At 65.5% G+C, this 25,561-nt stretch carries 26 protein-coding genes; 17 read left to right on the forward strand and 9 right to left on the reverse strand.

The genetic code is table 11. From position 1 onward, the window contains the following. The first annotated feature begins 136 nt into the window (after positions 1-136). The 8 genes from gyrB to ACYVGK_RS00950 all read left to right on the forward strand — a co-directional run bounded on the left by gyrB (position 137) and on the right by ACYVGK_RS00950 (position 8,168). A complete protein-coding gene (gene gyrB / locus ACYVGK_RS00915; protein WP_460731345.1) occupies positions 137-2,611 on the forward strand; it encodes a DNA topoisomerase (ATP-hydrolyzing) subunit B in 2,475 nt (824 codons plus the stop codon). 155 nt (positions 2,612-2,766) lie between these two features. Then, positions 2,767-3,573 carry a M48 family metallopeptidase gene (locus tag ACYVGK_RS00920; protein ID WP_460731346.1) on the forward strand — a complete coding sequence of 269 codons (807 nt, stop codon included), beginning with the start codon at positions 2,767-2,769 and terminating at the stop codon, positions 3,571-3,573. A 109-nt stretch (positions 3,574-3,682) separates the two neighbouring features. Continuing rightward, on the forward strand, positions 3,683-4,906 hold the full coding sequence (locus ACYVGK_RS00925) for a tetratricopeptide repeat protein (protein WP_460731347.1): 1,224 nt from the start codon (positions 3,683-3,685) through the stop codon (positions 4,904-4,906). Between the two features lie 157 nt (positions 4,907-5,063). Beyond that, positions 5,064-5,732, forward strand: coding sequence for an energy transducer TonB family protein (locus ACYVGK_RS00930; RefSeq protein WP_460731348.1), 669 nt, complete (start codon positions 5,064-5,066; stop codon positions 5,730-5,732). A 78-nt stretch (positions 5,733-5,810) separates the two neighbouring features. Further along, positions 5,811-6,584 (forward strand): MotA/TolQ/ExbB proton channel family protein, encoded by a 774-nt coding sequence (locus ACYVGK_RS00935; RefSeq protein WP_460731349.1) that lies wholly within the window; start codon positions 5,811-5,813, stop codon positions 6,582-6,584. 44 nt (positions 6,585-6,628) lie between these two features. Continuing rightward, the gene (locus ACYVGK_RS00940; RefSeq protein WP_460731350.1) at positions 6,629-7,057 is read left to right on the forward strand and encodes an ExbD/TolR family protein; all 429 of its coding nucleotides are present in this window, start codon (positions 6,629-6,631) and stop codon (positions 7,055-7,057) included. Positions 7,058-7,080: 23 nt separating this feature from the next. Beyond that, positions 7,081-7,497, forward strand: coding sequence for an ExbD/TolR family protein (locus ACYVGK_RS00945; protein WP_460731351.1), 417 nt, complete (start codon positions 7,081-7,083; stop codon positions 7,495-7,497). Between the two features lie 254 nt (positions 7,498-7,751). After that, complete coding sequence (locus tag ACYVGK_RS00950; RefSeq protein ID WP_460731352.1) at positions 7,752-8,168, forward strand: ExbD/TolR family protein; 417 nt, start codon at positions 7,752-7,754, stop codon at positions 8,166-8,168. Between the two features lie 99 nt (positions 8,169-8,267). On the opposite strand, the gene ACYVGK_RS00955 is transcribed toward ACYVGK_RS00950, so the two are convergent. From ACYVGK_RS00955 to cls, 3 genes are all read right to left on the reverse strand, one after another. Next, positions 8,268-9,029, reverse strand: coding sequence for a pyridoxine 5'-phosphate synthase (locus tag ACYVGK_RS00955; protein WP_460731353.1), 762 nt, complete (start codon positions 9,027-9,029; stop codon positions 8,268-8,270). 50 nt (positions 9,030-9,079) lie between these two features. Further along, positions 9,080-9,340, reverse strand: coding sequence for a hypothetical protein (locus tag ACYVGK_RS00960; protein ID WP_460731354.1), 261 nt, complete (start codon positions 9,338-9,340; stop codon positions 9,080-9,082). A 123-nt stretch (positions 9,341-9,463) separates the two neighbouring features. Next, positions 9,464-10,900: a cardiolipin synthase gene (gene cls / locus ACYVGK_RS00965; RefSeq protein ID WP_460731355.1), complete on the reverse strand. Its 1,437-nt coding sequence runs from the start codon at positions 10,898-10,900 to the stop codon at positions 9,464-9,466. 182 nt (positions 10,901-11,082) lie between these two features. Between cls and ACYVGK_RS00970 the strand changes: the two genes are divergently transcribed. From ACYVGK_RS00970 to ACYVGK_RS00980, 3 genes are all read left to right on the forward strand, one after another. After that, a complete protein-coding gene (locus ACYVGK_RS00970; protein WP_460731356.1) occupies positions 11,083-12,171 on the forward strand; it encodes a PA0069 family radical SAM protein in 1,089 nt (362 codons plus the stop codon). 90 nt (positions 12,172-12,261) lie between these two features. Beyond that, positions 12,262-12,984 carry a sensor histidine kinase gene (locus ACYVGK_RS00975; protein ID WP_460731357.1) on the forward strand — a complete coding sequence of 241 codons (723 nt, stop codon included), beginning with the start codon at positions 12,262-12,264 and terminating at the stop codon, positions 12,982-12,984. A gap of 9 nt (positions 12,985-12,993) precedes the next feature. Then, positions 12,994-13,431 (forward strand): response regulator, encoded by a 438-nt coding sequence (locus ACYVGK_RS00980; RefSeq protein ID WP_460731358.1) that lies wholly within the window; start codon positions 12,994-12,996, stop codon positions 13,429-13,431. A gap of 230 nt (positions 13,432-13,661) precedes the next feature. Here ACYVGK_RS00980 and ACYVGK_RS00985 read toward each other — a convergent pair whose 3' ends face one another. From ACYVGK_RS00985 to ACYVGK_RS00995, 3 genes are all read right to left on the reverse strand, one after another. Further along, positions 13,662-14,363: a 2OG-Fe(II) oxygenase gene (locus tag ACYVGK_RS00985; protein ID WP_460731359.1), complete on the reverse strand. Its 702-nt coding sequence runs from the start codon at positions 14,361-14,363 to the stop codon at positions 13,662-13,664. Positions 14,364-14,429: 66 nt separating this feature from the next. After that, a complete protein-coding gene (locus ACYVGK_RS00990) occupies positions 14,430-15,473 on the reverse strand; it encodes a class 1 fructose-bisphosphatase (protein ID WP_460731360.1) in 1,044 nt (347 codons plus the stop codon). A gap of 182 nt (positions 15,474-15,655) precedes the next feature. Beyond that, positions 15,656-15,982 (reverse strand): hypothetical protein, encoded by a 327-nt coding sequence (locus ACYVGK_RS00995; RefSeq protein ID WP_460731361.1) that lies wholly within the window; start codon positions 15,980-15,982, stop codon positions 15,656-15,658. A gap of 229 nt (positions 15,983-16,211) precedes the next feature. Between ACYVGK_RS00995 and ACYVGK_RS01000 the strand changes: the two genes are divergently transcribed. The 4 genes from ACYVGK_RS01000 to ACYVGK_RS01015 all read left to right on the forward strand — a co-directional run bounded on the left by ACYVGK_RS01000 (position 16,212) and on the right by ACYVGK_RS01015 (position 19,224). Continuing rightward, positions 16,212-16,601, forward strand: a complete 390-nt coding sequence (locus ACYVGK_RS01000; RefSeq protein WP_460731362.1) for a VOC family protein — start codon at positions 16,212-16,214, stop codon at positions 16,599-16,601. Further along, the gene (locus ACYVGK_RS01005; RefSeq protein WP_460731363.1) at positions 16,601-17,161 is read left to right on the forward strand and encodes a hypothetical protein; all 561 of its coding nucleotides are present in this window, start codon (positions 16,601-16,603) and stop codon (positions 17,159-17,161) included. The genes ACYVGK_RS01000 and ACYVGK_RS01005 overlap by 1 nt, the downstream gene beginning before the upstream one ends. A 3-nt stretch (positions 17,162-17,164) precedes the next feature. Then, positions 17,165-18,373, forward strand: a complete 1,209-nt coding sequence (locus ACYVGK_RS01010; protein WP_460731364.1) for an NIPSNAP family protein — start codon at positions 17,165-17,167, stop codon at positions 18,371-18,373. 167 nt (positions 18,374-18,540) lie between these two features. Then, complete coding sequence (locus ACYVGK_RS01015; RefSeq protein ID WP_460731365.1) at positions 18,541-19,224, forward strand: helix-turn-helix transcriptional regulator; 684 nt, start codon at positions 18,541-18,543, stop codon at positions 19,222-19,224. Between the two features lie 298 nt (positions 19,225-19,522). Here ACYVGK_RS01015 and ACYVGK_RS01020 read toward each other — a convergent pair whose 3' ends face one another. From ACYVGK_RS01020 to ligD, 3 genes are read right to left on the reverse strand one after another with little or no spacing between them, the layout of a single operon-like run. Then, positions 19,523-20,371, reverse strand: a complete 849-nt coding sequence (locus tag ACYVGK_RS01020) for a tetratricopeptide repeat protein (protein ID WP_460731366.1) — start codon at positions 20,369-20,371, stop codon at positions 19,523-19,525. A gap of 6 nt (positions 20,372-20,377) precedes the next feature. Next, on the reverse strand, positions 20,378-21,274 hold the full coding sequence (gene ku / locus ACYVGK_RS01025) for a non-homologous end joining protein Ku (protein ID WP_460731367.1): 897 nt from the start codon (positions 21,272-21,274) through the stop codon (positions 20,378-20,380). A gap of 18 nt (positions 21,275-21,292) precedes the next feature. Then, on the reverse strand, positions 21,293-24,058 hold the full coding sequence (gene ligD, locus ACYVGK_RS01030) for a DNA ligase D (RefSeq protein ID WP_460731368.1): 2,766 nt from the start codon (positions 24,056-24,058) through the stop codon (positions 21,293-21,295). 30 nt (positions 24,059-24,088) lie between these two features. Here ligD and ACYVGK_RS01035 point away from each other — a divergent pair, with 30 nt between their 5' ends. Then, complete coding sequence (locus tag ACYVGK_RS01035) at positions 24,089-24,802, forward strand: DUF72 domain-containing protein (protein ID WP_460731369.1); 714 nt, start codon at positions 24,089-24,091, stop codon at positions 24,800-24,802. Between the two features lie 85 nt (positions 24,803-24,887). Beyond that, complete coding sequence (locus ACYVGK_RS01040; RefSeq protein ID WP_460731370.1) at positions 24,888-25,559, forward strand: alpha/beta hydrolase family protein; 672 nt, start codon at positions 24,888-24,890, stop codon at positions 25,557-25,559. Positions 25,560-25,561: the final 2 nt, after the last annotated feature.

Consider the following 25,561-nt stretch of genomic DNA (forward strand, 5'->3'; position numbering starts at 1 on the left):
TCCGGCCGCCAGCCGCGGCCGCCCGTTGCCGACCCCGCCCGGCTATACTCCACGCACGATATCTAAAGAGTTTTCGGCGCTCTTTCCGTCCCGATTCCGGGGCGGCCAGACCGCGCCGCAGGAGCCTGCTGCACTCATGAATTCGATCCACGAGCACGTCGACCACGATCCCTCGACCGATCCGGCTTCCGTCGAACCCTCCCAGACCTACGACTCCAGCAAGATCACGGTGCTCCGTGGTCTGGAAGCCGTGCGCAAGCGTCCTGGCATGTACATCGGCGACGTGCATGACGGCACCGGCCTGCATCACATGGTCTTCGAAGTCGTCGACAACTCCATCGACGAAGCGCTGGCCGGCCACGCCAACGAGGTCGTGGTGACCCTGCACCAGGACGGCTCCTGCTCGGTCTCGGACAACGGCCGCGGCATCCCGGTCGACATCCACAAGGAAGAGGGCGTCTCCGCGGCCGAGGTGATCCTCACCGTGCTGCACGCCGGCGGCAAGTTCGACGACAACAGCTACAAGGTCTCCGGTGGCCTGCACGGCGTCGGCGTCTCGGTGGTCAATGCGCTGTCCTCGCACCTGTGGCTGGAGATCTGGCGCGACGGCGGCCACTACAAGCAGGAATACACGCTGGGCGAACCGATCTATCCGCTCAAGCGCCTGGAGGACTCGAGTAAGCGTGGCACCCTGCTCCGCTTCAAGCCGGCGGTGGAGATCTTCACCGACGTCGAATTCCACTACGACATCCTGGCCAAGCGCCTGCGCGAGCTGTCGTTCCTGAATTCGGGTGTGAAGATCACCCTGATCGACGAGCGCGGCGACGGCAAGAAGGACGTCTTCCAGTACGAAGGCGGCATTCGCTCCTTCGTCGAGCACCTGGCCCAGCTCAAGAACCCGCTGCACCCGAATGTGATCTCGGTTTCCGGAGAGATGAACGGCATCACCGTGGACGTCGCCCTGCAATGGACCGACGCCTACCAGGAAACGATGTTCTGCTTCACTAACAACATCCCGCAGAAGGACGGTGGCACCCACCTGATCGGCTTCCGCGCTGCGCTCACGCGCACGCTGTCGAACTACATCGAACAGAACGGCATCGCCAAGCAGGCCAAGATCACCCTGTCGGGCGACGACATGCGTGAAGGCATGATCGCGGTGCTGTCGGTGAAGGTGCCGGACCCGAGTTTTTCCTCGCAAACCAAAGAGAAATTGGTCAGTTCCGAGGTTAGGCCGGTAGTTGAGACCACGTTCGGTGCACGTTTGGAGGAGTTCCTGCAGGAACACCCGAACGAGGCCCGCGCCATCGCCGGCAAGATCGTCGATGCGGCTCGTGCGCGCGAGGCTGCGCGCAAGGCTCGCGACCTGACCCGCCGCAAGGGCGCCCTGGATATCGCTGGCCTGCCCGGCAAGCTGGCCGACTGCCAGGAAAAGGATCCGGCGCTATCCGAACTGTTCATCGTCGAGGGTGACTCGGCGGGTGGCTCGGCCAAGCAGGGCCGCAACCGCAAGACCCAGGCGATCCTCCCGCTCAAGGGCAAGATCCTCAACGTCGAGCGTGCCCGCTTCGACCGCATGCTCTCGTCGGCGGAAGTCGGCACCCTGATCACCGCGCTCGGTACCGGCATTGGCAAGGACGAGTACAACCCGGACAAGCTGCGTTACCACCGCATCATCCTGATGACCGACGCGGACGTGGACGGCTCGCACATCCGCACGTTGCTGCTGACGTTCTTCTACCGGCAGATGCCGGAGCTGATTGAACGCGGCCACATCTACATCGGCCTGCCGCCGCTGTACAAGATCAAGCAAGGCAAGACCGAGCTGTACCTCAAGGACGATGCCGCACTCGATGCGTACCTCGCCGGCAATGCCGTGGAAGGCGCCTCGCTGCTGCCCGCCGACGATGAACCGCCGATCAGTGGCGAAGGGCTTGAGAAGTTGCTGCTCGCCTATGCCGGCGCGCGCGAAGCGATCGCACGTAACGCGCACCGCTACGACCCGAGCGTGCTCGAAGCCCTGATCGATTTCACTCCGCTCGATGCGGCCGCGCTGGCGAGCAATACCGATAGCCGCGCCGAACTCGAAGCGCTGCAGTCGCGCCTCAACCGCACCGGTCTCGGTAAGCCGCGCTATCGCCTCGAAGTGCACCCGGCCAGCGAATCGCGTCAGGCCGCCTTGCTGGTGCATCGCACCCACATGGGTGTCGAGCACACCCAGGTGTTGCCGATGGCCGCGTTCGAAGGCGGCGAACTGCGCGCCGTGCGCGAAGCCGCTGCATTGCTGCATGGGTTGATTCGCCCGGGCGCGAAGATCCTGCGCGGCAGCCGCGAACAATTGGTCCTCAGCTTCGCCGAAGCGCAGGCCTGGTTGATGGAAGAAGCGAAGAAGGGGCGCCAGATCCAGCGCTTCAAGGGCCTGGGCGAAATGAATCCCGAACAGTTGTGGGACACCACGGTCAATCCGGAAACGCGCCGTCTGTTGCAAGTCCGTATCGAGGATGCAGTCGCCGCCGATCAGATCTTCTCCACGCTGATGGGCGACGTAGTCGAACCACGCCGCGAATTCATCGAAGAGAACGCCTTGAAGGTCGCGAACCTCGACGTGTAACGCGGCGCATTCCGGCGTAACTGGCCGCGCTGACATCAGCGAGGCCTCATTTGGCGAAGCACTAACAGCGCCGGTTCAACCTCGCGCTGCAGTCATTGACGACGCGTTAATCCGTTCGGGACTACAACGCGATTGACCCATTCAGGAATATTCCTATGAAGCGCTTGCTGCTTGCCGCGGTGGTTGCCGTGCTCGTGACCTCTTGTGCGACGACCACTTCGCCGACCGGTCGACGCCAGGTGGTCGGTGGCGTATCCGAAGAACAGCTCGCGCAGCTGGGGGCGCAGGCCTTCGCCGAAGCCAAGACCAAGACGCCGCAGAGCACCGACAGCCGCCAGAACGCCTACGTTCGCTGCGTAGTGCAGCGCGTGGTCGAACAATTGCCGCCGGACTGGCAGAACATGGGGTGGGAAACGGCGTTGTTCGTCGACAGTTCGCCTAACGCCTTCGCCCTGCCTGGCGGCAAGGTTGGCGTAAACACCGGCATCTTCACCGTCGCCAAGAATCAGGATCAGCTCGCCGCCGTGGTGGCGCATGAAGTCGGCCACGTCTATTCGCATCACCACAACGAACGCATCACCCAGCAGATGGGTGCACAGGGCGTGCTGCAGATCCTGGGCACGCTGGCGGGCTCGCGTTACGGCCAGGGCGTAGGCAATGCGGTCGTCCAGGGCGGTGGCATTGCCGCACAGGCCGGCTTCCTGCTGCCCAATTCGCGCAAACAGGAAAGCGAAGCCGATGTCGTTGGCCAACAGCTGATGGCCCGGGCCGGCTTTGACCCGCGCCAGGCGGTAAACCTGTGGGAAAACATGATCGCCGCCAGCCGCAGCCGACCGCCGGAATGGCTGTCGACCCACCCGAATCCGGAATCGCGCATCCAGGAACTCGATCGCCGCGCCGCAGGTCTAGTGCCGACTTACGAGCAAGCTCGCGCCAGCGGCCATACGCCCAGGTGTGGTTAACCCGCTGCTTCATGTCACAAAAACCCCATATCGCCGCCCCGCCCGTTTCTGTTAGCGTGGCGGCCCCCTCGCCCGCCGCTGAACACGGGCAGCTACAAAGGTGACAGCAATGAACCGTTCCGCTACTTCCCGTCGCACTGTCCTGGTATCCGCCGTTGCTGCGGTGCTCGCGCTCGGTGCGATCGCGCAGGCCAATGCCCAGAACGCCGCCGGTCACGCCGCCGAACGCCGCGCAGAGCGTGATGCCAAGTCGCAGCAGAAGACCCAGAAGGTCGAGGAAAAGTACCCGCAGGCGACGCGCAAGGTCGAAGCCAAGGCGTCGGCCAAGGGTGCGGTCAAGCTGCAGAAGCTGCAGAAGGCCTATAACGACGACAACGCTGCCGAAGCGCGTGCGCTGGCGGACGAAATCATCGCCAACACCGCCTTCAACGATTACGACCGTTCCTTCGCCGCGCAGGTTGGGGGCTTCGTCGCCAACGACTCCGGCGACGCCGCTGCCGCGCTCGATTACTGGAACAAGGCGCTCCAGTTCAACGGTCTCGACAACAACTCGCATTACCAGCTGATGCTCAATGTCGCGCAGCTGCAGATCCAGGACGAGAAGTACGCCGAAGCGCTGGCGACCCTCGATCGGCTGACCAAGGAAACCAATAGCCAGGCGCCTGCGGTGCTCGTGCAGCGCGGCAACGTGCTCTACCGGCTCGAACGCTATCCCGAAGCGATCGCCGCGCTGAAGCAGGTCCTGGCCAGCAATCCAGAAGGCGCCACGCTCACCAACGCCCAGCAGCTGCTGATGGCGAGCTATTCCGATTCGAACCAGCCGGCCGAAGCCGCCAAGCTCGCCGAGGAAATCGCGGCGCGCACGCCGAACGACCGGACCGCGCAGCTCAATCTGGCCAACACCTTCTACAACATCGAGCAGTACGCCAAGGCTGCTGCGGTGATGGAGAAGCTGCGTGCCGCCGGCCAGTTGACCGGGGAACGCGATTACAAGCTTCTGTACAACAGCTACAACCAGCTGGATGGCAAGGAGAAGCAGGTTATCGAAGTCATCAACGACGGTCTGCAGAAGGGCATTCTCAAGCCCGATTACAACAGCTACATCTCGCTTGCCCAGGCCTACTACTACTCCGAGCAGATCAATCCGGCCATCGAGACGTACAAGAAGGCCGCGCCGCTGGATGACGACGGCGAGACCTATCTAAATCTGGCGCGCCTGTTCTGGCAGGAAAACCGGATTCCCGAAGCCAAGGAAGCCGCCAAGCAAGCCCTCGCCAAGGGCATCAAGAAGCCGGAAGACGCCAAGAAGATCCTGGCGTTGCCGGCAAAATAAAGCGGGTTAAACCGCACAAAATGCCTGTTTGTGCTTGGAAGCCCGGGCATTAATTGGTATATGCTAGGAGGTTCCTGCGATCCCGCTCGCGCGCTTGCAGGAATCGAACACCGCCCGAGGCGCCCCGGCGTCCGGAACACTTCCCGAGCTACGGCGCATGACGCAGCAAGTCCTCGAAATCCATACCCACGACGACGAGCCGGAAGGCCTTAATTGGGCCCGTATTACCGGTATCAGCATGGCGCTCGCCGTCCACGTCGGCGCCCTGCTGCTGCTGCTGGCTCCGTTGGCCGCGCCGCCCGCCGAAAAGGCGAAGGAAGAGACCACGATTGTGAACATCGTGCGTCCGCCGCCGCCCCCGCCGCCGCCGCCGCCGCCGCCGCCGGAAGAGCCCAAGCCGCAGGTGGTCCGCCAGCTGTCGCCGCCTCAGCCGACCGTGCTGCCGCCGCCGCCGGAACAGCCGCCGATCGAGGTGGAAGAGCCGAGCCCGGTCGACACCTACGTGCCGCCCTCGCCGCCTTCGCCGCCGCGTCCGTCGGAGACCATCGCCGGTTCGATCGACCCGTCGTCCATGCGCATGAACCCGCCGGACTACCCGCCGGCCGCGGCTCGCGCCGGCGCCACCGGTACGGTCATCCTGCTGATCGACATCGACGCCCAGGGCAACGTGCTGAACGTCCGCGTCGAGAAGTCCAGCCGTAACCGCGACCTCGACCGCGCCGCCCAGGAAGCGCCGAAGAAGAAGAAGTGGAAGTTCAATCCGGCCAAGGACAATGGCAACCCGGTCGCCAGCACCGTACGTGTCCCGGTTGTCTTCAACTTCTAAGTTTTAAGCCCCGGCCCATGGCCGGGGAACCCTGTAGTACTTAGTAATTCCACCTTCCACGACTAAAAGGTAAGCGTCATGTTGCAGGAAACCACCGCCGCCGCTGCGGCACAAACCGGCGGTTCCAACGCCGCCGCTCTGTCGCAGATGGGCTTCGGCAATCTGCTGCAGGAAATGATCAGCAACCCGGGCCACTACGCCGTCTCGTGGGCCGTGCTGACCACCCTCACCCTGATGTCGGTGCTGTCGATCTACTGGATCGTCACCAACTTCATCAAGAACATGCGCCTCAAGGGCACCTCGGACCGCGTCATCAGCACGTTCTGGGAAACCCCGAACGCGCAGGACGCCATCCGCTTCATGGAAGAGCAGCCGCGCTTCGAGCCGTTCTCGAAGATCGCCCTCGACGCCGCCCAGGCCGCCGCCCACCACCAGCGCCACGAAGGTTCGCGCCTGGTCGAGTCGCTGAACCGCTCCGAGTTCGTTGACCGCGCCCTGCGCCAGGGCGTGACCCGCGAATCCTCGCGTCTGGAAAACGGCCTGACCGTGCTCGCCACCGTCGGTTCGACCGCGCCGTTCGTCGGCCTGCTCGGTACCGTGTGGGGCATCTATGGCGCCCTGATCCGCATCGGTGCCTCGGGCAACGCCTCGATCGACGCCGTCGCCGGCCCGGTGGGTGAAGCGCTGATCATGACCGCGCTCGGCCTGTTCGTCGCGATCCCGGCCGTGCTCTCGTACAACTTCTTCACTCGTCTGAACCGCGTGACGAACAACAAGTTCGACACCTTTGCCCACGACCTGCACGACTTCTTCGCCACCGGCTCGCGCGTCGGCGAAGTCGTCAAGCGCTGATCCCGGCACCCCAGGTCTGTCAGTAGTCGCTCCGGAGTTCGAACATGGCTTTCAGTTCAGATAGTGGTGGTGGCAAGCCGATGGCGGAAATCAACGTCACGCCGCTCGTCGACGTGATGCTGGTGCTGCTCATCATCTTCATGATCACCGCCCCGCTGATGACGCATAAGGTCAAGGTCGATCTGCCGGAAGCGAACCTGGACCATCGCGTGGATGACCCTATCAAGGTCACCCCGATCACGATCGCGGTCGAGGACACCGGCGCGCTGTACTGGAACGATGAGCCGGTGACCAAGGGCGTGCTCGAAAGCCGCTTCTCGGTCGAGGCACAGAAGCTTCCGCAGCCCCAGGTCAACGTGCGTGGCGACAAGACCGCCAAGTACAAGCTGGTGCAGGCAGTGGTGCAGATCGCCCAGCAGCAGGGCATGCGCAAGGTCGGTTTCGTGGCGATCAAGGATCGCTCGGGCCAGTAACCGCTAAACCGGAGAAACAAGTCATGGCATTTGCAAGTGGTTCCGGCGGCGGTCCGATGGCCGATATCAACGTCACGCCGCTCGTCGACGTGATGCTGGTGTTGCTGATCATCTTCATGGTCACCGCGCCGATCCTGTCCTACCCGATCGACGTCAACCTGCCGCAGCGCACGTTGAATCCGCCGCCGAATCCGAAGACCCCGCCGCCGCCGATCGCTCTGCGCATCGACGCTGGTGGCACGATCTACTGGAACGATTCGCCGATCGACATCCGCGTGCTCGAGCAGCAGATGAAGAACGAAGTGGCCAAGGATCCGACGAACCAGCCGTTGCTCGAAATCGATGTAAACCCGGATGCCGATTACGGCATCCTCGCCAAGGTGCTGGCACGGGCGAAGAACGCCGACATGCAGAAGATCGGCTTCGTCCAGCCGCAGTAAACCTGGCACAGCTTTACCGCTTACCGTTACAAGTCGTGAAACGCCGCCTTCGGGCGGCGTTTTTTTTTGCTCGTCGCAAACAGCGCGAAGCAGTCGCGCTGCTATCGCGCGCTTGTTTAACCCCTCCTCGTCCTTGCCAACGTTGTGAATCCGGGCGTAGCGTGGATTCCGGGCCTTCGGTATCCGCGGCGTACCCGCCACCGGATCCGATCCGGCTCGCGGGGCACATCCAAGCGACCACAGGAGGGGGACCCATGGCGACTTCCATGTTTGCAGGCGACACCGGCCGCGGCACGGCCGGCCGGGCGATGGCCGAAATGAACATCACGCCGCTGGTCGACGTGATGCTGGTGCTGCTGATCATCTTCATGGTCGCCGCGCCGCTCGCGACCCGTCAGCTGGATCTGCGGCTTCCGCAGAACACGCCGCCGCAACCGAATGCGATCAAGCCGCCGCACCTGAGCCTGAGTGTTCTTGGTGACGGTCAGTTCGCGCTGGATGGCGCCGTGTTGAGCGAACAGGCTCTCGGCGCCGCGTTGAGCACCGCGGCCCGGCGCGAGCCCAACAGCATCGTCGATGTCACAGTCAGCGAAGCCGCGGACTACCAGGCGTTCACCACAGCTTTGGCGACGACCCGGCACAGCGGGCTAAGCAACATCGCCCTGCAATAGCACCACGGCATCGGGGCCGCCCAGTCGCGCAGGCGGCGGGGCGGTCATGGCCCGGCAACACGTGGAACACCACCGCCAGTGCACGCGTGCCGGTGGGAGTTACACCGCGGCCAGGATCGCCAGGTAGCGTTTCACCGTTGATTCGAGGCCCGCGTATAGCGCCTCGCCGATCAGTGCATGGCCGATCGACACCTCGAGCACATTGGGCACGGCGCGCAGGAACTCGCCGAGGTTGTCCTGGCTCAGGTCATGGCCGGCGTTCACTGCCAGTCCGGCGGCCTTCGCTCGCAGAGCGGTGGCCGCGTAGCGCGGCAGCATCGATTCCGTCGCCCCGGTCGCATGCGCCTCGGCGTAGGGTCCGGTGTACAGCTCGACGCGGTCGGCGCCGATCGCCGCGGCTTCGCGCATGTCGTCCACGGCTGCGCCGTGCGCATCGGCGAACAGGCTGACGCGGCAGTGCAATGCCTTCAGTTGCGCGACCAGCGGCTGCAACGCCCGTGCATCGCGGGCGAAATCGAAGCCATGATCGGAGGTCAGCTGCGCATCGCCGTCAGGCACCAGCGTTGCCTGCGCCGGCCGGACCTGTTCGCACAGGGCGAGAAACCCGGGATAGCCGGCACGCGGCGGGGCGAACGGATTGCCTTCGAGATTGAACTCGACGCCGTATTCGCGCGTGAGTTCGGCCAGCGCGTACACATCGTCAGCGCGGATGTGGCGGGCGTCTGGACGCGGGTGCACGGTGATGCCGTGCGCACCGGCGTCGAGGCAGGCGCGGGCGGCGCGGACTACATCGGGTTCAGCGCCGCCGCGCGAGTTGCGCAGCACCGCAATTTTATTGACGTTGACGCTGAGTACGGTCATGGCCCGCAGTTTACGCGAGCCCGGCGGATTGCTTTGCGGAGCGGGAGCGCTCAGCGATTGGCGTCGTTCTGTGTCGAGGCGGCGAGCTTGCGGGCCTCGGCCTGCTCGCGCATGCGGCGCAACTCGTCCGGATCCAGCATCAGGTGCTCGTCGCGGGAGCGACTGCCGATCCGGTCCGAGGCCAGCTTCAGCACGAACGCGATAATCAGGACCAGGGCTGCTAACAGGGCCAGGATGAGCAGGCCGGTCGATGAAGTGGTGAACGCCAGCCAGAGGGCGCCGAGGGCGAGCAGCAGGAACAACCAGGCCATGGAACCACTCCGTAATACGCTGGCTGAAGTGTAGCGCGCCAGATTGCCGTGGTCTGTGCGGCAGGCCCGCCAACCCGCCGCTGGTCGCGACCGCGCGGCCTTGCGTCGCCGCCTCGCGGCAAGCTACAGCAGGGGTGACACCAGTCGCGCCAGCGCCTCCGGCAGGCGCGCGCGGAACAAGGGCCGGGCGCGGTCGGTCTGCGCGCGCACCGACGCGGCGCACTCGTGCTCGAACAGGGTGGCGAGTTCCGCGCACAGGCCGGCATCGCCGAACATCACCGAGACCTCGAAGTTGAGGCGGAAGCTGCGGTGGTCGAAATTAGCGCTGCCGACGATCGCCAGATCGCCATCGCACAACAGCGCCTTGGTATGCAGCATGCGCGGCCCGTACTCGAACACCTTCACTCCGGCCGCGAGCAGCTCGTCGAAATACGAGCGCGCCGCCAGCGTGACCAGCCTGCTGTCACTGTGCCGCGGAACCAGCAGGCGCACGTCCAGTCCCCCCAGCGCGGCCGAGGTCAGCGCCATGCGCGCAGCTTCGCCGGGAACGAAGTAGGGCGTGGCGAGCCAGACGCGCTGCCGCGCCGAATGGATCGCGGCGACATGGGTGCGATGGATGGCTTCCCACGACGAATCCGGCCCGGACACCAGCACCTGCACCGGCACATGACCAGAGTGAGGCGCTGGGGCAGGCAGAGAGAGCGGCGGCTGCCCGGTGGCATAGGCCCAGTCCTCGACGAAGACCAGCTGCAGCGAACTGACCACATTGCCTTCCATGCGCAGGTGCAGATCGCGATAGGCGTCCGGGCGCCGGCGCTCGTCTTCCTCGTCGGTGATGTTGATGCCGCCGGTGTAACCGATACGCCCATCGATGACGACGATCTTGCGATGGCTGCGCAGGTTGAGCCACGGCCGCTTCCACACCTGCAGGATCCGCGAGGGATGGAACCAAGCCAGTTCGCCGCCGGCGGCTAGCAGTTCCTGGAAGAAGTGCCGCGGGGTCTTGCTCGAGCCCACGGCATCCAGCAGCAGGCGCACCCTCACCCCGGCGCGCGCGCGTTCGACCAGGGCATCGCGCAGGGCGGCGCCGATGTGGTCGGGATAGAAGATGTAGTACTCCAGATGCACGTGGTCCTGCGCGGCTGCGACGTCGCGCAGCAGCGCGTCGTACTTGGCGCCGCCATCGATCAGCAGGTCGGCGCGCGTGGCGCTGGTCGGCGGTAGCCCCGTGGTCGCCTGGGCCATGCGCGCCAATTCGATTGCTTCGGGACTGGGCCGGAAGCCCTCGGGCTGCGGCGGCAACTTGGCGCGGACGCGCACCCGGCGCAGCCGCTGGCGATGGATGCGCTGGGGGCCGAGCAGGTAGTAGATGACGAAGCCGATGTACGGCAGCGCCGCCAGGCTGACCAGCCAGCTCAGGGTCGCGACCGGTTCGCGCTTCTGCAGCACGATCCAGCTGCCCAGCCACAGCAGGTACACCAACCAGGCGAGGTACAGGTACAGCTTGAGGTGGGGAACCGCGAGCAGGGTGGTCCAGAGATCGCGCAGGGCTTCGAGCATGCGGGTCCGGGAAACGATTCAGGCGGCATCGCGCGGCCGCAACCCGGCGAGCGTATCGCAAGCGACGTGTTCCCCCGCACAGCTGCCCCCACCCCCGGACACCGAGTTCGGTTGTTCATTAGTAATATTACTAATACACTGGAAGCCGAGCCCTTGCCGTGAACCCAGTGGCGCGATCGCCCATGGAAGACGCCAACAAACCCAGAGCCCCCATCAAAGGCCGCGGCGCCGCCTCGTACGTGCACGGCCGCTACGCCGTCACCACCACCCAGGGTGCGGACGACGGATGGGGCTCGGTGTACGCGGACATGGATGAGGCATCGCGGCCGCAGACGACGGTGACCGAGGAACACGCGCGCACCGTCGTCAGTCGCAACGACTCGCCCGATATCGGCTTCGCCGCGTCGGTCAATCCCTATCGCGGCTGCGAACACGGCTGCGTGTACTGCTTCGCCCGGCCTTCGCACGCCTATCTGGATCTGTCGCCGGGCCTCGACTTCGAAACCAAGCTGTTCGCCAAGACCAATGCGGCGGAGCGCCTGCGTGCCGAACTATCGCGGCCGTCCTATCGCTGCACGCCGATCGCGCTGGGGATCAATACCGACGCGTACCAACCGATCGAGCGTCGTTACCGCATCACCCGGCAGTGCCTGGAAGTGCTGGCAGAGACCAAACATCCGCTCAGCTTCATCACCAAGAGCGCGTTGATCGAACGCGACATCGACCTGCTTGCGGCGATGGCTCGCGAGCGCCTGGTCAACGTCTATTTCTCGATCACCACGTTGGACAACAAACTCGCGGCGAAAATGGAACCGCGCGCCTCGGCGCCGCACGCCAAGTTGCGCGCGATGAAGGCGCTGCACGAGGCCGGCGTGCCGGTCGGCGTGATGGCCGCGCCGATGATTCCGATGATCAATGACCGCGAACTCGAACACATCCTCGAAGCCGCGCACGAACACGGCGCGCGCGCGGCCGGCTATGTGCTGTTGCGGCTGCCGCACGAACTCAAGCAGATCTGGCGCGAATGGCTGGAACTGCACTATCCGGACCGCGCCGCGCACGTAATGAGCCTGGTCCAGCAGATGCGTGGCGGCAAGGATTACGACAGCGCATTCGGCCAGCGCATGCGTGGGGAAGGGCCGTTCGCGCAGCTGTTGCAGCAGCGCTTCGCCAAGGCGCATGCGCGGCTTGACTTCGGTCGCCTGCCGCCGCTCGACCCCAGCCGCTTCACGCCGCCGCGGCTTGCTTCACCGCAAGGTGAATTGTTCTAGCACTCGCGTGCCCGCACAGCTCCCGACTCGCTGATAATCGGGTGCGAACCGGTGCGGATCGGCGTGACCGGAACGGGGCTTATCCGCGACATGAGCGAAAGCGATCCCCTGGTGCAGGCACAGGCTCAGCTGGAAGCCGCGCGTCGGCAGCTGCAACTCCTGACCGACACCATCAGCCACGACCTACGCGCACCGCTGCGCGCGATCGAAGGCTTCGCCACCCACATCGCGGACAGCGCGCACGACCGCCTCGAGTCGCGCGAACGCGAGCAGCTGCAACGCATCCGCGCCGCTGCCTTGCGTATGAACGCGCTGCTGGAAGGTCTGGGCGAACTCTCTCGCGCAACGCATGCCGAACTGGAATACGAGAACGTCGATCTCACGCACCTTGCCGAGTGGGTCCTGTCCGACCTGCAGGCGTCCGAGCCGAGTCGTCATGCCGAGCTGGTGGTCCAATCGGGGCTGTCCGTGCGCGGCGACGAGCCCCTGCTGCGTCAGCTGATGACCCGGCTGCTGGATAACGCCTGGAAATTCTCAGCCTCCCGGCCGACCACCCGTATCGAAGTCAGTGGCCGCAACGAATCCGGCCGGAGCGTGCTGGTGATCCGTGACAACGGCACCGGTTTCGACCCGCGCTATGCCGACAAGCTGTTCCAGCCGTTGCAGCGCCTGCATAGCGCGGAGGAGGGCGCCGGCCACGGCCTGGGGCTGGCCATCGCGCATTGCATCGCGACACGGCACAGCGGACGCATCACCGCGACTTCACGACCCGGTGACGGCGCCACCTTCATTGTTGATCTGCCGGGCGTGTGAGGGTGCCGCATGGCCCATAAAGAAATTCTGCTGGTCGAAGACAATCCTGACGACGTTGAGCTGACGCGGTTGGCGTTCGAAGAAGCTCAGGTTGCCAACCGCATGATCGTGGCCAAGGACGGTGCCGAGGCCCTCGATTACCTGTTTGCGCGAGGTGCGCACGCGGACCGCAATCCGGCCGAATTGCCGTCGATCGTGTTGCTCGACCTGAACCTGCCCAAGCTCGATGGGCGCGAGGTGCTGCAGGCGATCCGTGCCGAACCGGCGACCCGCGACCTGCCGGTGGTCGTGCTGACCACCAGTGCCGAGCCCTTCGATGTCGAAGCCAGCTACGCGTTGGGTGTGAACAGCTACATCCAGAAGCCCGTCGATTTCGAGCAGTTCGTGGCGGCGGTGCGCCAGGTCGGGCTGTACTGGCTGGTGCTCAACCATCCGCGCGTGGCGTGACTGCTGGTCGCGTTCGGTGGGCTCCTTGCTCTTGTTCGTCATCCCGGCGCAAGCCGGGATCCAGCCGTTGCGGTTGCTTCAGTGAATGACGGAGGCAAGCTCAAAAGCCGGATCCCGGCTTGCGCCGGGATGACGAGCTAAAGAGCCGGATGACGAACGAAACGAGCTAACGCGCGGTGACAACCGATCTACCGCGCAACTGACCTGCGCGGGGGCGACCGACGCGCACCTCACCCCTTACCGAACAGCGCTTCCGCGCGCTGGAACAGGATCCAGCTCGTCGCGATGAACTTGTCGCCGCCCAGTGGCCGATTGCCACGATGGGTGTGCGTGAACGCGGCCGGCGCGATCAGCAGCGAACCGGCGCGCGGCGCGATCTTGCGCTGCTGGTAGAGGAATTCGGTCTCGCCTTCGGCGAAGCCGTCATTGAGGTAGATCGTCCACAGCAGGTGGCGATGCAGGGTTTCGCCGTGCGGATCGCGCGGGTACAGCTCGCAATGCCAATACGGATACCCGCCGCGGCCGCCGGTGTAGCGCTGCAGATTGATCGCGCCCGGGCGCAGCACGGTCTGCACGATCGGAGTCAGCGCGGCATCGTCCATCGCTTGCACGCGTTCGGCGGTGAGACGATGGCGCTTGCCATCCTCGTCTGGCACTTCCAGCATCAGCGGCGCGATCAGCGTGTGCGGATAACGCCGCAGATAGTGCAGCAGGCCGCGGAACACGGCCTGGTTGAGCTTCGCCTCGGCATCGCGCCATTCCGGCTTGCCGCTGATCGAGATATCGAGGCTGTCCTTCAGCTCCGGCAGCACGCCACCGCCGACGCGACCGGGCTGTGCCGCATTGCTCGCGGCGAAGTGTTCCATCAGCGCGACGCAGGCTTCGCGCGACAGGGCATCGTCGAATACTTCGATGAAGTCGGCCTGGCTCATGCGGATGTGGTGCAGGTTCGCGGCGGGAAACCGCAGTAAAGCAGAAGATTCCCGCCGCGGTCAGCCTCAGGCCAGCGCCGTAGCGCCGCCCTGGGCGGCATCGTGCTCGCGGTGGTAGCGCGTGGCAACTTCGACTTCCTGCTTCGAACCGAGGAACACCGGCACGCGCATGTGCAGGCCGGTCGGCTGCACCTCGAGCATGCGCACGCGACCGGTGGTCGCCGCACCGCCGGCCTGTTCGACCAGGAACGCCATCGGGTTGGCTTCGTACATCAGGCGCAGCTTGCCGCCCTTGGGCGCGCACTTGCTGTCGAGCGGATAGCTGAAGAAGCCGCCGCGGGTGAGGATGCGGTGCACGTCGGCCACCATCGAGGCGACCCAGCGCATGTTGAAGTCCTTGCCGCGCGGGCCTTCCTTGCCGGTCAGCAGATCGCCGACGTACTGCTGCATCGGCGCTTCCCAGAAACGCTGGTTGGACATGTTGACCGCGAATTCCTTGGTTTCTTCCGGAATCATCATGCCGCGCGTGGTCAGCACGAACGAACCGACTTCGCGGTCCAGGGTGAACGCATGCGTGCCATGGCCGACGGTGAGCACCAGCATCGTGCTCGGCCCGTAGGTGCAGTAACCGGCGGCGACTTGGGCGGTGCCCGGCTGCAGGTAGTGCTCGTCGCTGGGCGTGGTCACGCCATCGGGGCAATGCAGCACCGAGAAGATCGTGCCGACCGAGATGTTGACGTCGATGTTCGACGAGCCATCGAGTGGATCGAACATCAGCAGGTAGTTGCCGCGCGGATACACGTCCGGAATCGGGTGCGAGTTGTCCATCTCCTCCGACGCGAGGCCGGCGAGATGACCGCCCCAGGCGTTAGCTTCGAGCAGGATCTCGTTGCTGAGTACGTCGAGCTTCTTCTGCGCTTCACCCTGGATGTTGCCCGTGCCGGCATCGCCGAGCACGCCGCCCAGTGCACCCTTGCCGACCGCGATCGAGATCGTCTTGCAGGCACGGGCCACCACTTCGATCAGCAGGCGCAGGTCGGCGTTGATGCGGCCGGCGCGCTGTTCCTCGATCAGGAAGCGGGTAAGGGAAATCTGGGCGGAGCTGGACATGACGGGCAGGGCGGGCGGCGGCGAAAAGGGCCGCTATTGTCGCCGATGCGCCGCGCAGGTAGGGCGGGCCTTGGCGCGCCGATGGCGGTTCGGTTCGGAGGGCTGACGCAGGGCGGGTCTTGACCCGCCGGGGGCACGGCGAAGGACCAGTGCCGTTTTTCGGGGGCGGGTTAAAACCCGCGCTACGCAACCCGACGGGTCGCACGGGCCGCGTGGCGATGGACCAACGAGGCCAGCGTCTGTCGCGCCATCGTCAGCATCAGCAGTGGCGCGGACGGGTCGGCCGAGGTCAGCACGCGGCGTGCCGCGTCGAGCACGTCGCTCACGACCTGGCCCGCATCCGTGCCGAGCAGGGCGCGCAGCGCACGCGAGGATTGGTCCAGGCGCCGCTCGCACTCCGGTCCGCAACCTTGGCCCGCGCGCCGCACCACGATGGCCATGGCGGCGTCGAGACGGGCGAGGGCGTGCAGGAGTTCGTCGGAAGAAGCAGGTGCGTACGGTGCGTTCATACAGTCAGTGTCGGCAGGGTCTGTCGCAGGAGGTGAGATGCCTGCCACTCCGGATTACGGATTTACCGGCGGCTGGCGGTCACGAGTGACATGCGCAGCATGCGGTGGCAGCCGGTGAAGGGCTCGCGAATCCGCCCGGTGACGTTCAGATTGTCGACAGCGCACTACTGACAGCAGGCTGGCAGCAGGCCCCACCCAAGCTGAGTGCTCCCAAACAAGGAGCGCCATCATGCTGCAGCCCAGTGTCCCCGCTTGGTTCGAAATTCCCGTCGTCGACATCGACCGTGCGCAACGCTTCTATGAAGCCCTGCTCGGCATGCGCATGACCCGCCAGCGCTACATGGGCGAGACCGACCAGGCGGTATTCCCCAACGGCGGTCCCGACCTCGCCAGCGGCGCGCTGGTACAGGCGAATGCGCAACGCGCCCCTTCGCAGAGCGTCGGTTCGCTGGTGTATCTGAGCGTGCACGACATTCGTCCGCTGCTGGCGCGTGTGAGCGAACTGGGCGGCGAAGTGCTGCTGCCGCTCACGCCCATCAGCGACACCCCGGTGGTCATCGGCCACATCCGCGACAGCGAAGGCAACCGCGTTGGCGTGGCGTCGGTGGAAGCTGCGTGATGGCCTCGCGTCGCGACTTCCTCGCCGCCAGCGCTTCGCTCGCGCTGGCCTGGCCGCTGCCCCCGGCATTTCCTTACACCCCGGAATCCACACCCATGCACGAAAACGACGGCCGCCACGACTTCGACTTCTTTCACGGCCGCTGGCAGGTGCACAACCGGCGGTTGCAGCAGCGTCACGTCGGATCCGCGCAGTGGGTGGAATTCCCCGCAACGCTCGATTGCCGCCCGCTGCTCGGCGGTCTGGGCAACATCGACGAATACCGCAGCGCCGATGTGCACGGTCTCACCCTGCGTCTGTTCGATCCCGTGCAGCGGCAATGGAGCGACCGCTGGGCCAGCGCCCGCGATGGCCAGCTTGGTCTGCCCGCTTACGGTCGCTTCGTCGATGGCATCGGCCGGTTCGTGGGCGAGGACAGCGATGGCGGACGCCGCATCCTGTCGCGCGCGTTGTGGTCGGACATCGGCAGCGACCGCTTCGCCTGGGAGCAGGCCGCCTCGCTCGACGACGGCGTGACCTGGGAGACCAACTGGGTCATGCATATCACCCGGACGGAGTGAGCCATGAACCACGACAACCGGCACGACTTCGACTTCATCCACGGCCGCTGGCAGGTGCAGAACGAGCGTCTGCGCGAGCGGTTGGCCGGCAGCGACGAGTGGGAAGTCTTCAGCGCACTCGACGAGTGCCGCCCACTGCTCGACGGCATCGGCAACCTTGAGCAGTTCCACACCACCTGGAACAACGGTTTCGAGGGCCTGGCGCTGCGCCTGTATGACCGTGATGCGCAGGAATGGCGCATCCATTGGGCCAGCAATCGCAGCGGAGTGCTCGATCCGCCGGTTAGCGGGCGCTTCGAACAGGGCGTCGGCACGTTCTACGGCGACGACACGCTCCAAGGACGCGCGGTGAAGGTCCGCTTCCAATGGAGCCACAGCAGCGCAAACAGCGCGCATTGGCAGCAGGCATTCTCGGTCGACGACGGCGCCAGCTGGGAAACCAACTGGCATATGTGGTTCCGCCGGACCGACGAGGCGGGCCGTCTGATCCACGACGACGCGGTGCTCGAACTCCGCCAGTACACGCTGCAACCGAACCAGCGCGACACATTGATCGAGCTGTTCGAACGCGAGTTCATCGAGCCGCAGGAAGCGGTCGGCATGCACGTCATTGGTCACTTCCGCGATCTCGATGCGCCGGATCGCTTCGTATGGCTGCGCGGCTTTCCGTCGATGGAGGCGCGGCGCGAGGCACTGCAGGCCTTCTATTTCGGGCCGGTGTGGCAACGTCATCGCGAGGCCGCCAACGCGACCATGATCGACAGCGACAACGTGTTGCTGCTGAAGCCGGAAGCGGCGCATGCGGGCTTACCCGCGCCACCACAGCAGCGTCCGGCATGGGGGGCGCGCGCGCCGGCGAGTGCGCTGTGCATCGGTACCTGTGCCTTGCGGGCACCGGCGGAGCAGGGCTTCGCTGGGTGCTTCGATCGCGAACTGGCGCCGTTGCTGCAGCGGGAGGGAGCGACGCTGCTGGCGCGTTACGTCACCGATGCGAGCGCCAACACGTTCCCGCGGTTGCCGGTACGCGAAGGCGAGCGTGTGCTGGTGTGGCTGGCCCACTTCGACGACGTGCCCGCGCTAGATCGGCATCTGTCCCGGCTGAGCGACAGCACCGAGTGGCGCGAAGCCATTGCGAAAGCGATGCACGACGAACTCAAGCAGCCGCCGGAGCTGCTGCGCCTGGTGCCGACACAGCGATCCGAACTGCGTTGAACCCCACAGCGTGCAGTGAACCCAACACGCGTGGGGCCGTCTTGTAGAGCGGAGCTTGCTCCGCTGCTTTTCGCGGTGGACCTGAATTGGAAGCAGCGGAGCAAGCTCCGCTCTACAAATAAATCGGCCGGATTGAATCGAGCCCAGTAGCCCCCCCATCATGTTGCATGCGCCGCGCCGACCGATTGTTCCTGCTCATCCACGCCCTGCGCGGGCGTCGTTCCGCGATCACCGCGCAGCAGCTCGCGCAGACGCTGCAGGTCTCGCTGCGCACGGTCTATCGTGATGTCGCCGACCTGCAGCTGTCGGGTGTGCCGATCGAAGGCGAAGCCGGTGTCGGCTACGTGCTGCGCAAGGGCGCGGACATCCCGCCACTGATGTTCAGCGCGGAGGAACTCGAGGCACTGGTCGTGGGCACGCGTTTCGTCCGCGCTTTCGGCGGCGAGCGCCTCGGCCGCGGCGCGACCGCCGCGCTGCTGAAGATCGAAGCGGTGCTGCCGCCGGAACTGCGCGAGCGCAGCCAACGCACCCGCATCTTCGCGCCCCAGTTGGAGAACCGCATCGAGAGCAGCGGCCTGATCGATGCCTTGCACGCGGCCATCGAACACGCCCACGTCCTGCGCTTGGACTACCGCGATGGCAACGGCGAAGTCACTACGCGCGAAGTCGAGCCGTTGGCACTGGCATTCTGGGGTGGCGCCTGGACACTCGGTGCGTGGTGTCGCCTGCGTGCCGACTTCCGCAGCTTCCGCCCCGACCGCATCGTCGCGCACTCGCCGACCGGGGAAGCGTTCGTCGAGGATGCGCAGCGCAACCTCAATGCCTACCTGCGTTCGGTCGGCGGCAGTTGATCCGCGGGTGAGAGGCCGCATCTCTGCGCGGCGAACAAGCCGCAAAAGCGCGCCCCTCATCCAGCGCTGCGCGCGACTTTCTCATCGATACCGCAACTCATCCCCCCCCGCGTGCGGGGAAAGGGACCGCGTTTGCGCAGCAAACGCAGGGTGAGGGGATGTGGCGGGGTCACGAAAAAGCGTCCCTCATCCGCCCTTCGGGCACCTTCTCCCCGCAATGTGGGGAGAAGGGCGGGAGCTCAAACGCCTGGGACAGCGTCGCGGATGCGACGCAGGGTGAGGGGATGTGCGTGCGACCCTAGAGCTCCTTCACCAGCCGCCGGTACTGCGACATATGCCGCAACGCCGCGCGCGGCTCGCCGCGCTCCTCGTGCAACAGCGCCAGGTTGTAATGCGCATCGGCGAGGCTGGCATCGGCGCGCAACGCGGCCTCGTATTCGCTCATCGCTTCGTCCGGGCGTTCGAGTTCGTCAAGCAGGACGCCGAGGTTGAAGTGCAATAGCGAGAGATCCGTGCGACTGGACAGATTGCGTTCGGAACGCGCGATCGAAAGCGCGTCGCGATACGCCTGCTCGGCATCGTCGTAGCGCTCCAGTTCGTGCAGCAGGCGGCCGAAGTTGATCCGCGCATCCAATCGCGACGCGTCCGTAGCGATGGCCCGCTCGTAGGCGAGCAACGCGTGCTCGGCGTTGCTGCGATCGAGCGCAGCGCCCTGCGCACTCAATCGGCTGGCCTCGCCTTCACCGACGGTTGGCGGCGACGGCGGTTCGATCACGCGCAGCGTGCCTTGTTCCGGGTCGCCCTCGAACGACAACAGGTACTGCCCGGATTCGGCCAGCCAGCGGTTCGCGCCCTCGCGCACCACCACGTGGTCCGCGAACGCGCCGATGCTGAGCCCCGACAACGGCATTTCCTCCGGCAGCCGCGCGCGCAGTTCGCGCAACGCGCGCAGGATCCGTCGATGCGGAATCTTCGACAGCGAAAGCGCCTGCGCGGTGCGCAGCACGATCAGGTCGCGGAACGAGAAACGCAGCGCATTGCGCGGCCCGCGTTCGGGGGTGACGAAACCGGCGGCAACGAGGGAGCGGATGGCGCCGCGCGACAGGCGCAGCAGCTTTTCGACGTCGCTTACGCCGTAGGAATGCATGCGTCGCTACTTGGCTCGCTTGCTGGTTTTGCGCTTGGGAGCAGGCGTGTCGGCCTCGACATCGAGCGCTGCGACGCGCTTGGCCGGCTTGCGCGCGCTCTTCGCCGCGCTCTTGCGCGCCGCGCCGCCGCCCTTCTTCTCCAGGCTGGCCCGCAGCGCCTCCATCAGGTCGATGATCTGCGCGCCGCCCTCGGGTTCTTCGGCGAGGGTGATCTGCTCGCCTTCGACCTTCTGCTGCACTGCCGCCTCGATACGTTCGGCGACCTCGTCCTTGTATTGCGACGGATCGAAAGTCTCGGCGCTCTGCGAATCGATCAGCTGCTGCGCCAGTTTGAGTTCGGCCGGTTTCACGTCGGTGCGCGGGATGTCGAGATCGCCGATCGAGCGCACCTCGTTCCCGTACAGCAGCTGCTGCATCACCAGCCCGTCCTCGACCGGACGGATCATCACGATGTAACTCTTGCCGCGCGCCGCCCAGTGCCCGATCGCGCAGCGCTCGGATTCGCGCAGCGCCTTGGCCAGCAGCGCGTACGGCTTGGCGCCGCCTTTATCCGGCGCGAGGTAATAGGCCTTGTCGAAGTACACCGGATCGATCGCGGAGATCGGTAGGAACTCGACGATGTCCGCGCTGTGCGTGCCCGCTTCCTCCAGCGCCTTGAGCTCGTCCGGCGCGAACATCACGTACTGATCCTTGGCGAATTCGTAACCCTTCACGATTTCGTCGCGGTCGATCGGGATGTTCTCGCGCGCACACATGGTCTGGTAGCGCACGCGCGAACCGCACTTCTTGTGCAGCAGGTTGAAGGAAATGCCGCCCTTGGATTCGGTCGCGGTGTACAGCTTCACCGGAATGGCGACCAGGCCGAAGGAAACGGTGAGTGACGCAATCGAACGTGCAGCCATGACTGCTTCTCCGATGGATCAGGCCTTGCCGCCTTTTAAGGCTCGCTCCAGGTCCTGCTTGCGTTTGAGGACGTCGCTCCAGCGATCGCCCGTACGGTTGAGGCGCTTTATAACACCGTCCATGCGGAAGTCGAGCGGATGCGCGGAGGCCAGCTCGTCCCAGCTCAAGGGCATCGAGACCGGCGCCCCCGGGGCGCCGCGCGGCGAGTAGGCCACGTTCAAGGTCTTGCCGCGCACGTTCATGTTGTGGTCCATGAAAATCTTTCCACTACGTTTAGTGACGCTCCATTCCATGGTGACGTCCTTGGGGTGCTGCCGTAGCAGGTGGCGGCTGACCAGTTCGCACACGTGGCGGACCGCGTCGAAGTCCAAAGTCCGCTTGATCGGGACAAAAACATGCAAGCCGGTCTTGCCCGAGGTCTTCACGATCGGCGCCAGGCCCATGCCCTGCAGCAGCTCGCGTAGGGCGAAGGCGATCTCCTTGCCCTTCTCGAAGGCAACGGTATTGAGTTCCGGCTCCGCGCCCTTGGCCTCCTTGCCCGAGTAGATGTACGGGTCGATATCGAAGACCACGTAGTCGGGATAGTTGAGCACCGAGGCTTCGAGCGACTCGAGCGAGGACGCGTAGTCGGTCGACTTCGACTTCGCATCCGCACCGAGCTTGGCGCGCGAATGCCAGACATGGAATTCCAGCGTGCCCGATTGCGCCAGCCATAACAGCGTGGGTAGGTTGTTGCACAGCAGGTACTCGTGCTCCTCGTCCTTGCTGCCGGAGAACACGGTGACGGTTTCGACGAAGTCCGGGCGCGCCTGCTCCCAATGCTTCTGGAAGAAGCGCTGGCCTTCGATGCCATCGGGCATACGGATCATGGTCAGCGGGCGATCGGCCAGGTGCGGCAGCATCAGCGGCGACACTTGGGCGAGATACACCAGCAGGTCGCGCTTGGTCAGCGCCGCCTGTTCGACTTCGGCATGGGCCGGCCAGTACACGCGGTCGAGATTGCTAAGACGGATGCGATGCGGACCGACGCTGAGCTCGATGGCCTTGCGCGTGTTGTCCAGTTGCGCGAGTACGTCGGCGATCTCCTTCGGTTGCTTCAATGCCGTGTCGCGCGTGGGCGTCTTCGTCGCCGCACTCGTGCCGCGCGCTTTGGCCGGTGCGCGCGAGCGCGAAGCGTCAGCGGTGGTAGGAGTGTCGGTGCGATGCACGGTCTGTGGGTCGACGTCGTCGCGAAGCCGGATGAATACCGGCGCGCGCAGGTGGTCATCGGGGGTCCATTCGTGAAAGCTCACTTCCGCGACCAAGTCTGGGTGAACCCAAGTGATGGCCCCGGCAATGTCGGGCTTTTCGCTGAACGGGTTGGTGGCGATGCGCAGCGGCTGCAGGCGCTCCAGCACCTGCGCCAGCGTGCGCGTATCGAAGCCAGAGCCCACGCCCGAAGCGAAGCGCAGCTGTTTGCCGTCGCGATAGCCAACGAGCAATGCGCCCAGCGCCTCGCGCGAACCCTTGCCGCGCGTGTATCCGCCGATCACGAACTCGGAGGTCTGGGTCGGCTTCACCTTCAACCAGGCAGCGGAGCGCTTGCCGGCGTCGTAGTAGCTGTCGATGCGTTTGCCGATCACGCCCTCGAAGCCGCTGGCCAGTGCGGCTTCGAACATGGTTTCGCCATCGTCGGATGCGTGTACCAACTGCACCTGCGGCGAGGGCAGCAGGCATTGCGCGAGATAGCGATGCCGATCGCGATACGGGCGTGCACGCAGATCGATGCCGGCGAAGTAGAGCAGATCGAATGCAAAGAAGGCCGTGGGTACGTTGCGGTCGGCGTTGGCGATGTCGACCGCCGACTTCAGTTGCACCCGGTTCTGCAGCGCATTGAACGAAGGCCGGCCCTGCGCGTCGAAGGCGACGATCTCGCCGTCCAGGATCATGCGCGCGTCGCCGGCCTGTTCGCGCAATGCGGCGACGAGCTTGGGAAACGACGGCGCCAGCTCCAGCCCACGTCGTGACTTCAACTCCACACGGTCGCCCTCGATGAAGGCGAGCACCCGATAGCCATCGAGTTTGGGTTCCCACAACCAGCGCTCGTCGATGAACGGTGCATCGCCGCTCTCGGCGAGCATCGGCGCGAGCTTCGCCGGCATCGCGCTGCTCGCGCCGGTCGGCACCAGTTGCGCGGCGGGCGTGCGCGGCGCCGCTACGACGAACTTGAGTTCGCGCACGCTGCGCCCGGACAGCACGGACCGCTCCTGGGTCGCGATGTCGACGCTGGAGACGAAGCGGTCCTTGTGCTTGATCAGCAGCCAGCTCTTGGCTTCCTTGGTGCGCACCAGGGCCCACGAACCTTTCAGCTTCTCACCGCGCAGTTGCAGGCTGAGCTTGCCGGCCTTCAGGGCCTCGCGTACGCGGCGCTGCGCCTCCTCGCGATCATCGAAGCAGGTGCCGCCTTCGTCCGGGCTGTACACGCCACAGTCCCACACGATCACTTCGCCCGCGCCGTACTGCTTGGGCGGAATCACGCCTTCGAACGAGGCGTAGTCGTAGGGGTGGTTCTCGACGAACACCGCCATTCGCTTCTCGGCGGGATCGCGCGATGGCCCCTTGGGCACTGCCCACGAATACAGCACGCCATCGCACTCGATGCGGAAGTCGTAGTGCAGGCGTGTGGCCGCGTGCTGCTGGACCACGAACAGCAGCGGGCCGGCGCCGTGCACCGGTTCGACCGCCGCCGGCTCGGGGGTGGTCTCGAAACGACGCTTGGCGGAATATTCGCTGAGCTTCGCCATCTCGATGGTATGCGCCTGAGGGGCCGGACCATGACAGGACAACGGTTGTGGGCAGGAGCGAGCGGCTATTCCTTCAAGGAATGGAAGGGCAGCTTCTATCCCGAAAAGATCAAGCCCGAGGACATGCTCGCCTGGTACGCGCAGCGCCTGCCCACGGTCGAGATCAACAATACCTTCTACCAGATGCCCAAGGTGTCGACGCTGGAGCACTGGGCCGCGGTGGTGCCCGGGGACTTCCGCTTTGCGATCAAGGCTTCGCGCCGGATCACCCACGATGCGCGGTTGAAGGCGGACGCGGCGGCCGATTCGGTGGCCTATCTGTATCGCGCGCTGGAAACGCTGGGCGAGCGGCGCGGGCCGGTGCTGTTCCAGCTGCCACCGTTCCTGAAACAGGACCTGCCGCGGCTGCGGGACTTCCTGGCGCTGCTGCCGGCCGGGCACCGCGCCGCGTTCGAGTTCCGCCACGACAGCTGGTACGACGACGCGGTCTACGCCGCCCTGCTGGACGCCGGCGCGGCGTTATGCCTGAGCGAGCGTGAGGACGACCGGCCACCGCCGCTGGTCGAAACCGCAAGCTGGGGCTATCTGCGGTTGCGCCTGGAAAACTACGACGATGCGGCCTTCGCGCACTGGATCGAACAGGTCCGCGCGACGCGGTGGAATGATGTGTACGCCTATTTCATGCATGAGCCGACCGCACCGGCCTATGCAACATCGCTGCAGGCCGCCTCCGCTGCTTTGTAGAGCCGAGCTTGCTCGGCTGCTCTTCGCGAAGTCGCATGACAGCAACAGCAGCGGAGCAAGCTCCGCTCTACAAGGAACACGAGTCATGACGCCGGAATCCCTGCTCATTCCGCTCGACGATACAGGGCATGTATCCGGCTTGCTGCTGGCGCCGCCCGATGCGCGTGCGGCCTACGTCTTCGCTCATGGCGCCGGCGCGGGCATGACCCATGGCTTCATGACCGCCGTGGCGGAGGGCCTGGCGGCGCGCGGCATCGCTACGCTGCGCTACCAGTTCCCGTACATGCAACGCGGTTCGCGTCGCCCGGACCCGCCGCGGGTCGCGCACGCCGCGGTGCGGGCCGCGGTGGCGGAAGCAACGGCGCGATTGCCTGGCACATCGCTGTTTGCCGGCGGCAAATCGTTCGGCGGCCGTATGACCTCACAGGCCCAGGCAGCGGCGCCGCTGCCAGGCGTGAAGGGATTGGTGTTCCTCGGTTTCCCGCTGCATCCGGCCGGCAAGCCGGCGGACGAGCGTGCCGCGCACCTGGCCGAGGTCACCGTGCCGATGCTGTTCCTGCAGGGCACGCGCGATGAGCTGGCCGACTTGGACCTGCTTCGGCCGCTGGTTGACCGGCTCGGTGCGCGCGCCACGTTGGCCACTTTCGCGGATGCCGATCATTCCTTCCACGTGCCAGCGCGCACCGGTCGCAAGGACGTGCAGGTGCTGGCGGACGTGCTCGATCGCGCGTCCGGCTGGATGCTCGGCCTGGCCTGAAC

Source organism: Lysobacter tyrosinilyticus (genome assembly GCF_054779815.1).

Bases quoted from the DNA above. Each gene is read 5' to 3' on its own strand.
- gyrB (WP_460731345.1), top strand. From the start codon at position 137: ATGAATTCGATCCACGAGCACGTCGACCACGATCCCTCGACCGATCCG.
- ACYVGK_RS00990 (WP_460731360.1), bottom strand. From the start codon at position 15,473: ATGTCCAGCTCCGCCCAGATTTCCCTTACCCGCTTCCTGATCGAGGAA.
- ACYVGK_RS00960 (WP_460731354.1), bottom strand. From the start codon at position 9,340: ATGGCCTGGTTGTTCCTGCTGCTCGCCCTCGGCGCCCTCTGGCTGGCG.
- ACYVGK_RS01015 (WP_460731365.1), top strand. From the start codon at position 18,541: ATGCGCCGCGCCGACCGATTGTTCCTGCTCATCCACGCCCTGCGCGGG.
- ACYVGK_RS00920 (WP_460731346.1), top strand. From the start codon at position 2,767: ATGAAGCGCTTGCTGCTTGCCGCGGTGGTTGCCGTGCTCGTGACCTCT.
- ACYVGK_RS01020 (WP_460731366.1), bottom strand. From the start codon at position 20,371: ATGCATTCCTACGGCGTAAGCGACGTCGAAAAGCTGCTGCGCCTGTCG.
- ACYVGK_RS01010 (WP_460731364.1), top strand. From the start codon at position 17,165: ATGAACCACGACAACCGGCACGACTTCGACTTCATCCACGGCCGCTGG.
- cls (WP_460731355.1), bottom strand. From the start codon at position 10,900: ATGCTCGAAGCCCTGCGCGATCTCTGGACCACCCTGCTCGCGGTTCCC.
- ACYVGK_RS00930 (WP_460731348.1), top strand. From the start codon at position 5,064: ATGACGCAGCAAGTCCTCGAAATCCATACCCACGACGACGAGCCGGAA.
- ACYVGK_RS00985 (WP_460731359.1), bottom strand. From the start codon at position 14,363: ATGAGCCAGGCCGACTTCATCGAAGTATTCGACGATGCCCTGTCGCGC.
- ACYVGK_RS01005 (WP_460731363.1), top strand. From the start codon at position 16,601: ATGGCCTCGCGTCGCGACTTCCTCGCCGCCAGCGCTTCGCTCGCGCTG.
- ACYVGK_RS00940 (WP_460731350.1), top strand. From the start codon at position 6,629: ATGGCTTTCAGTTCAGATAGTGGTGGTGGCAAGCCGATGGCGGAAATC.
- ACYVGK_RS01040 (WP_460731370.1), top strand. From the start codon at position 24,888: ATGACGCCGGAATCCCTGCTCATTCCGCTCGACGATACAGGGCATGTA.
- ACYVGK_RS00950 (WP_460731352.1), top strand. From the start codon at position 7,752: ATGGCGACTTCCATGTTTGCAGGCGACACCGGCCGCGGCACGGCCGGC.
- ku (WP_460731367.1), bottom strand. From the start codon at position 21,274: ATGGCTGCACGTTCGATTGCGTCACTCACCGTTTCCTTCGGCCTGGTC.
- ACYVGK_RS00970 (WP_460731356.1), top strand. From the start codon at position 11,083: ATGGAAGACGCCAACAAACCCAGAGCCCCCATCAAAGGCCGCGGCGCC.
- ACYVGK_RS00995 (WP_460731361.1), bottom strand. From the start codon at position 15,982: ATGAACGCACCGTACGCACCTGCTTCTTCCGACGAACTCCTGCACGCC.
- ACYVGK_RS00925 (WP_460731347.1), top strand. From the start codon at position 3,683: ATGAACCGTTCCGCTACTTCCCGTCGCACTGTCCTGGTATCCGCCGTT.
- ACYVGK_RS01000 (WP_460731362.1), top strand. From the start codon at position 16,212: ATGCTGCAGCCCAGTGTCCCCGCTTGGTTCGAAATTCCCGTCGTCGAC.
- ACYVGK_RS00935 (WP_460731349.1), top strand. From the start codon at position 5,811: ATGTTGCAGGAAACCACCGCCGCCGCTGCGGCACAAACCGGCGGTTCC.
- ACYVGK_RS00945 (WP_460731351.1), top strand. From the start codon at position 7,081: ATGGCATTTGCAAGTGGTTCCGGCGGCGGTCCGATGGCCGATATCAAC.
- ACYVGK_RS01035 (WP_460731369.1), top strand. From the start codon at position 24,089: ATGACAGGACAACGGTTGTGGGCAGGAGCGAGCGGCTATTCCTTCAAG.
- ACYVGK_RS00980 (WP_460731358.1), top strand. From the start codon at position 12,994: ATGGCCCATAAAGAAATTCTGCTGGTCGAAGACAATCCTGACGACGTT.
- ACYVGK_RS00975 (WP_460731357.1), top strand. From the start codon at position 12,262: ATGAGCGAAAGCGATCCCCTGGTGCAGGCACAGGCTCAGCTGGAAGCC.
- ACYVGK_RS00955 (WP_460731353.1), bottom strand. From the start codon at position 9,029: ATGACCGTACTCAGCGTCAACGTCAATAAAATTGCGGTGCTGCGCAAC.
- ligD (WP_460731368.1), bottom strand. From the start codon at position 24,058: ATGGCGAAGCTCAGCGAATATTCCGCCAAGCGTCGTTTCGAGACCACC.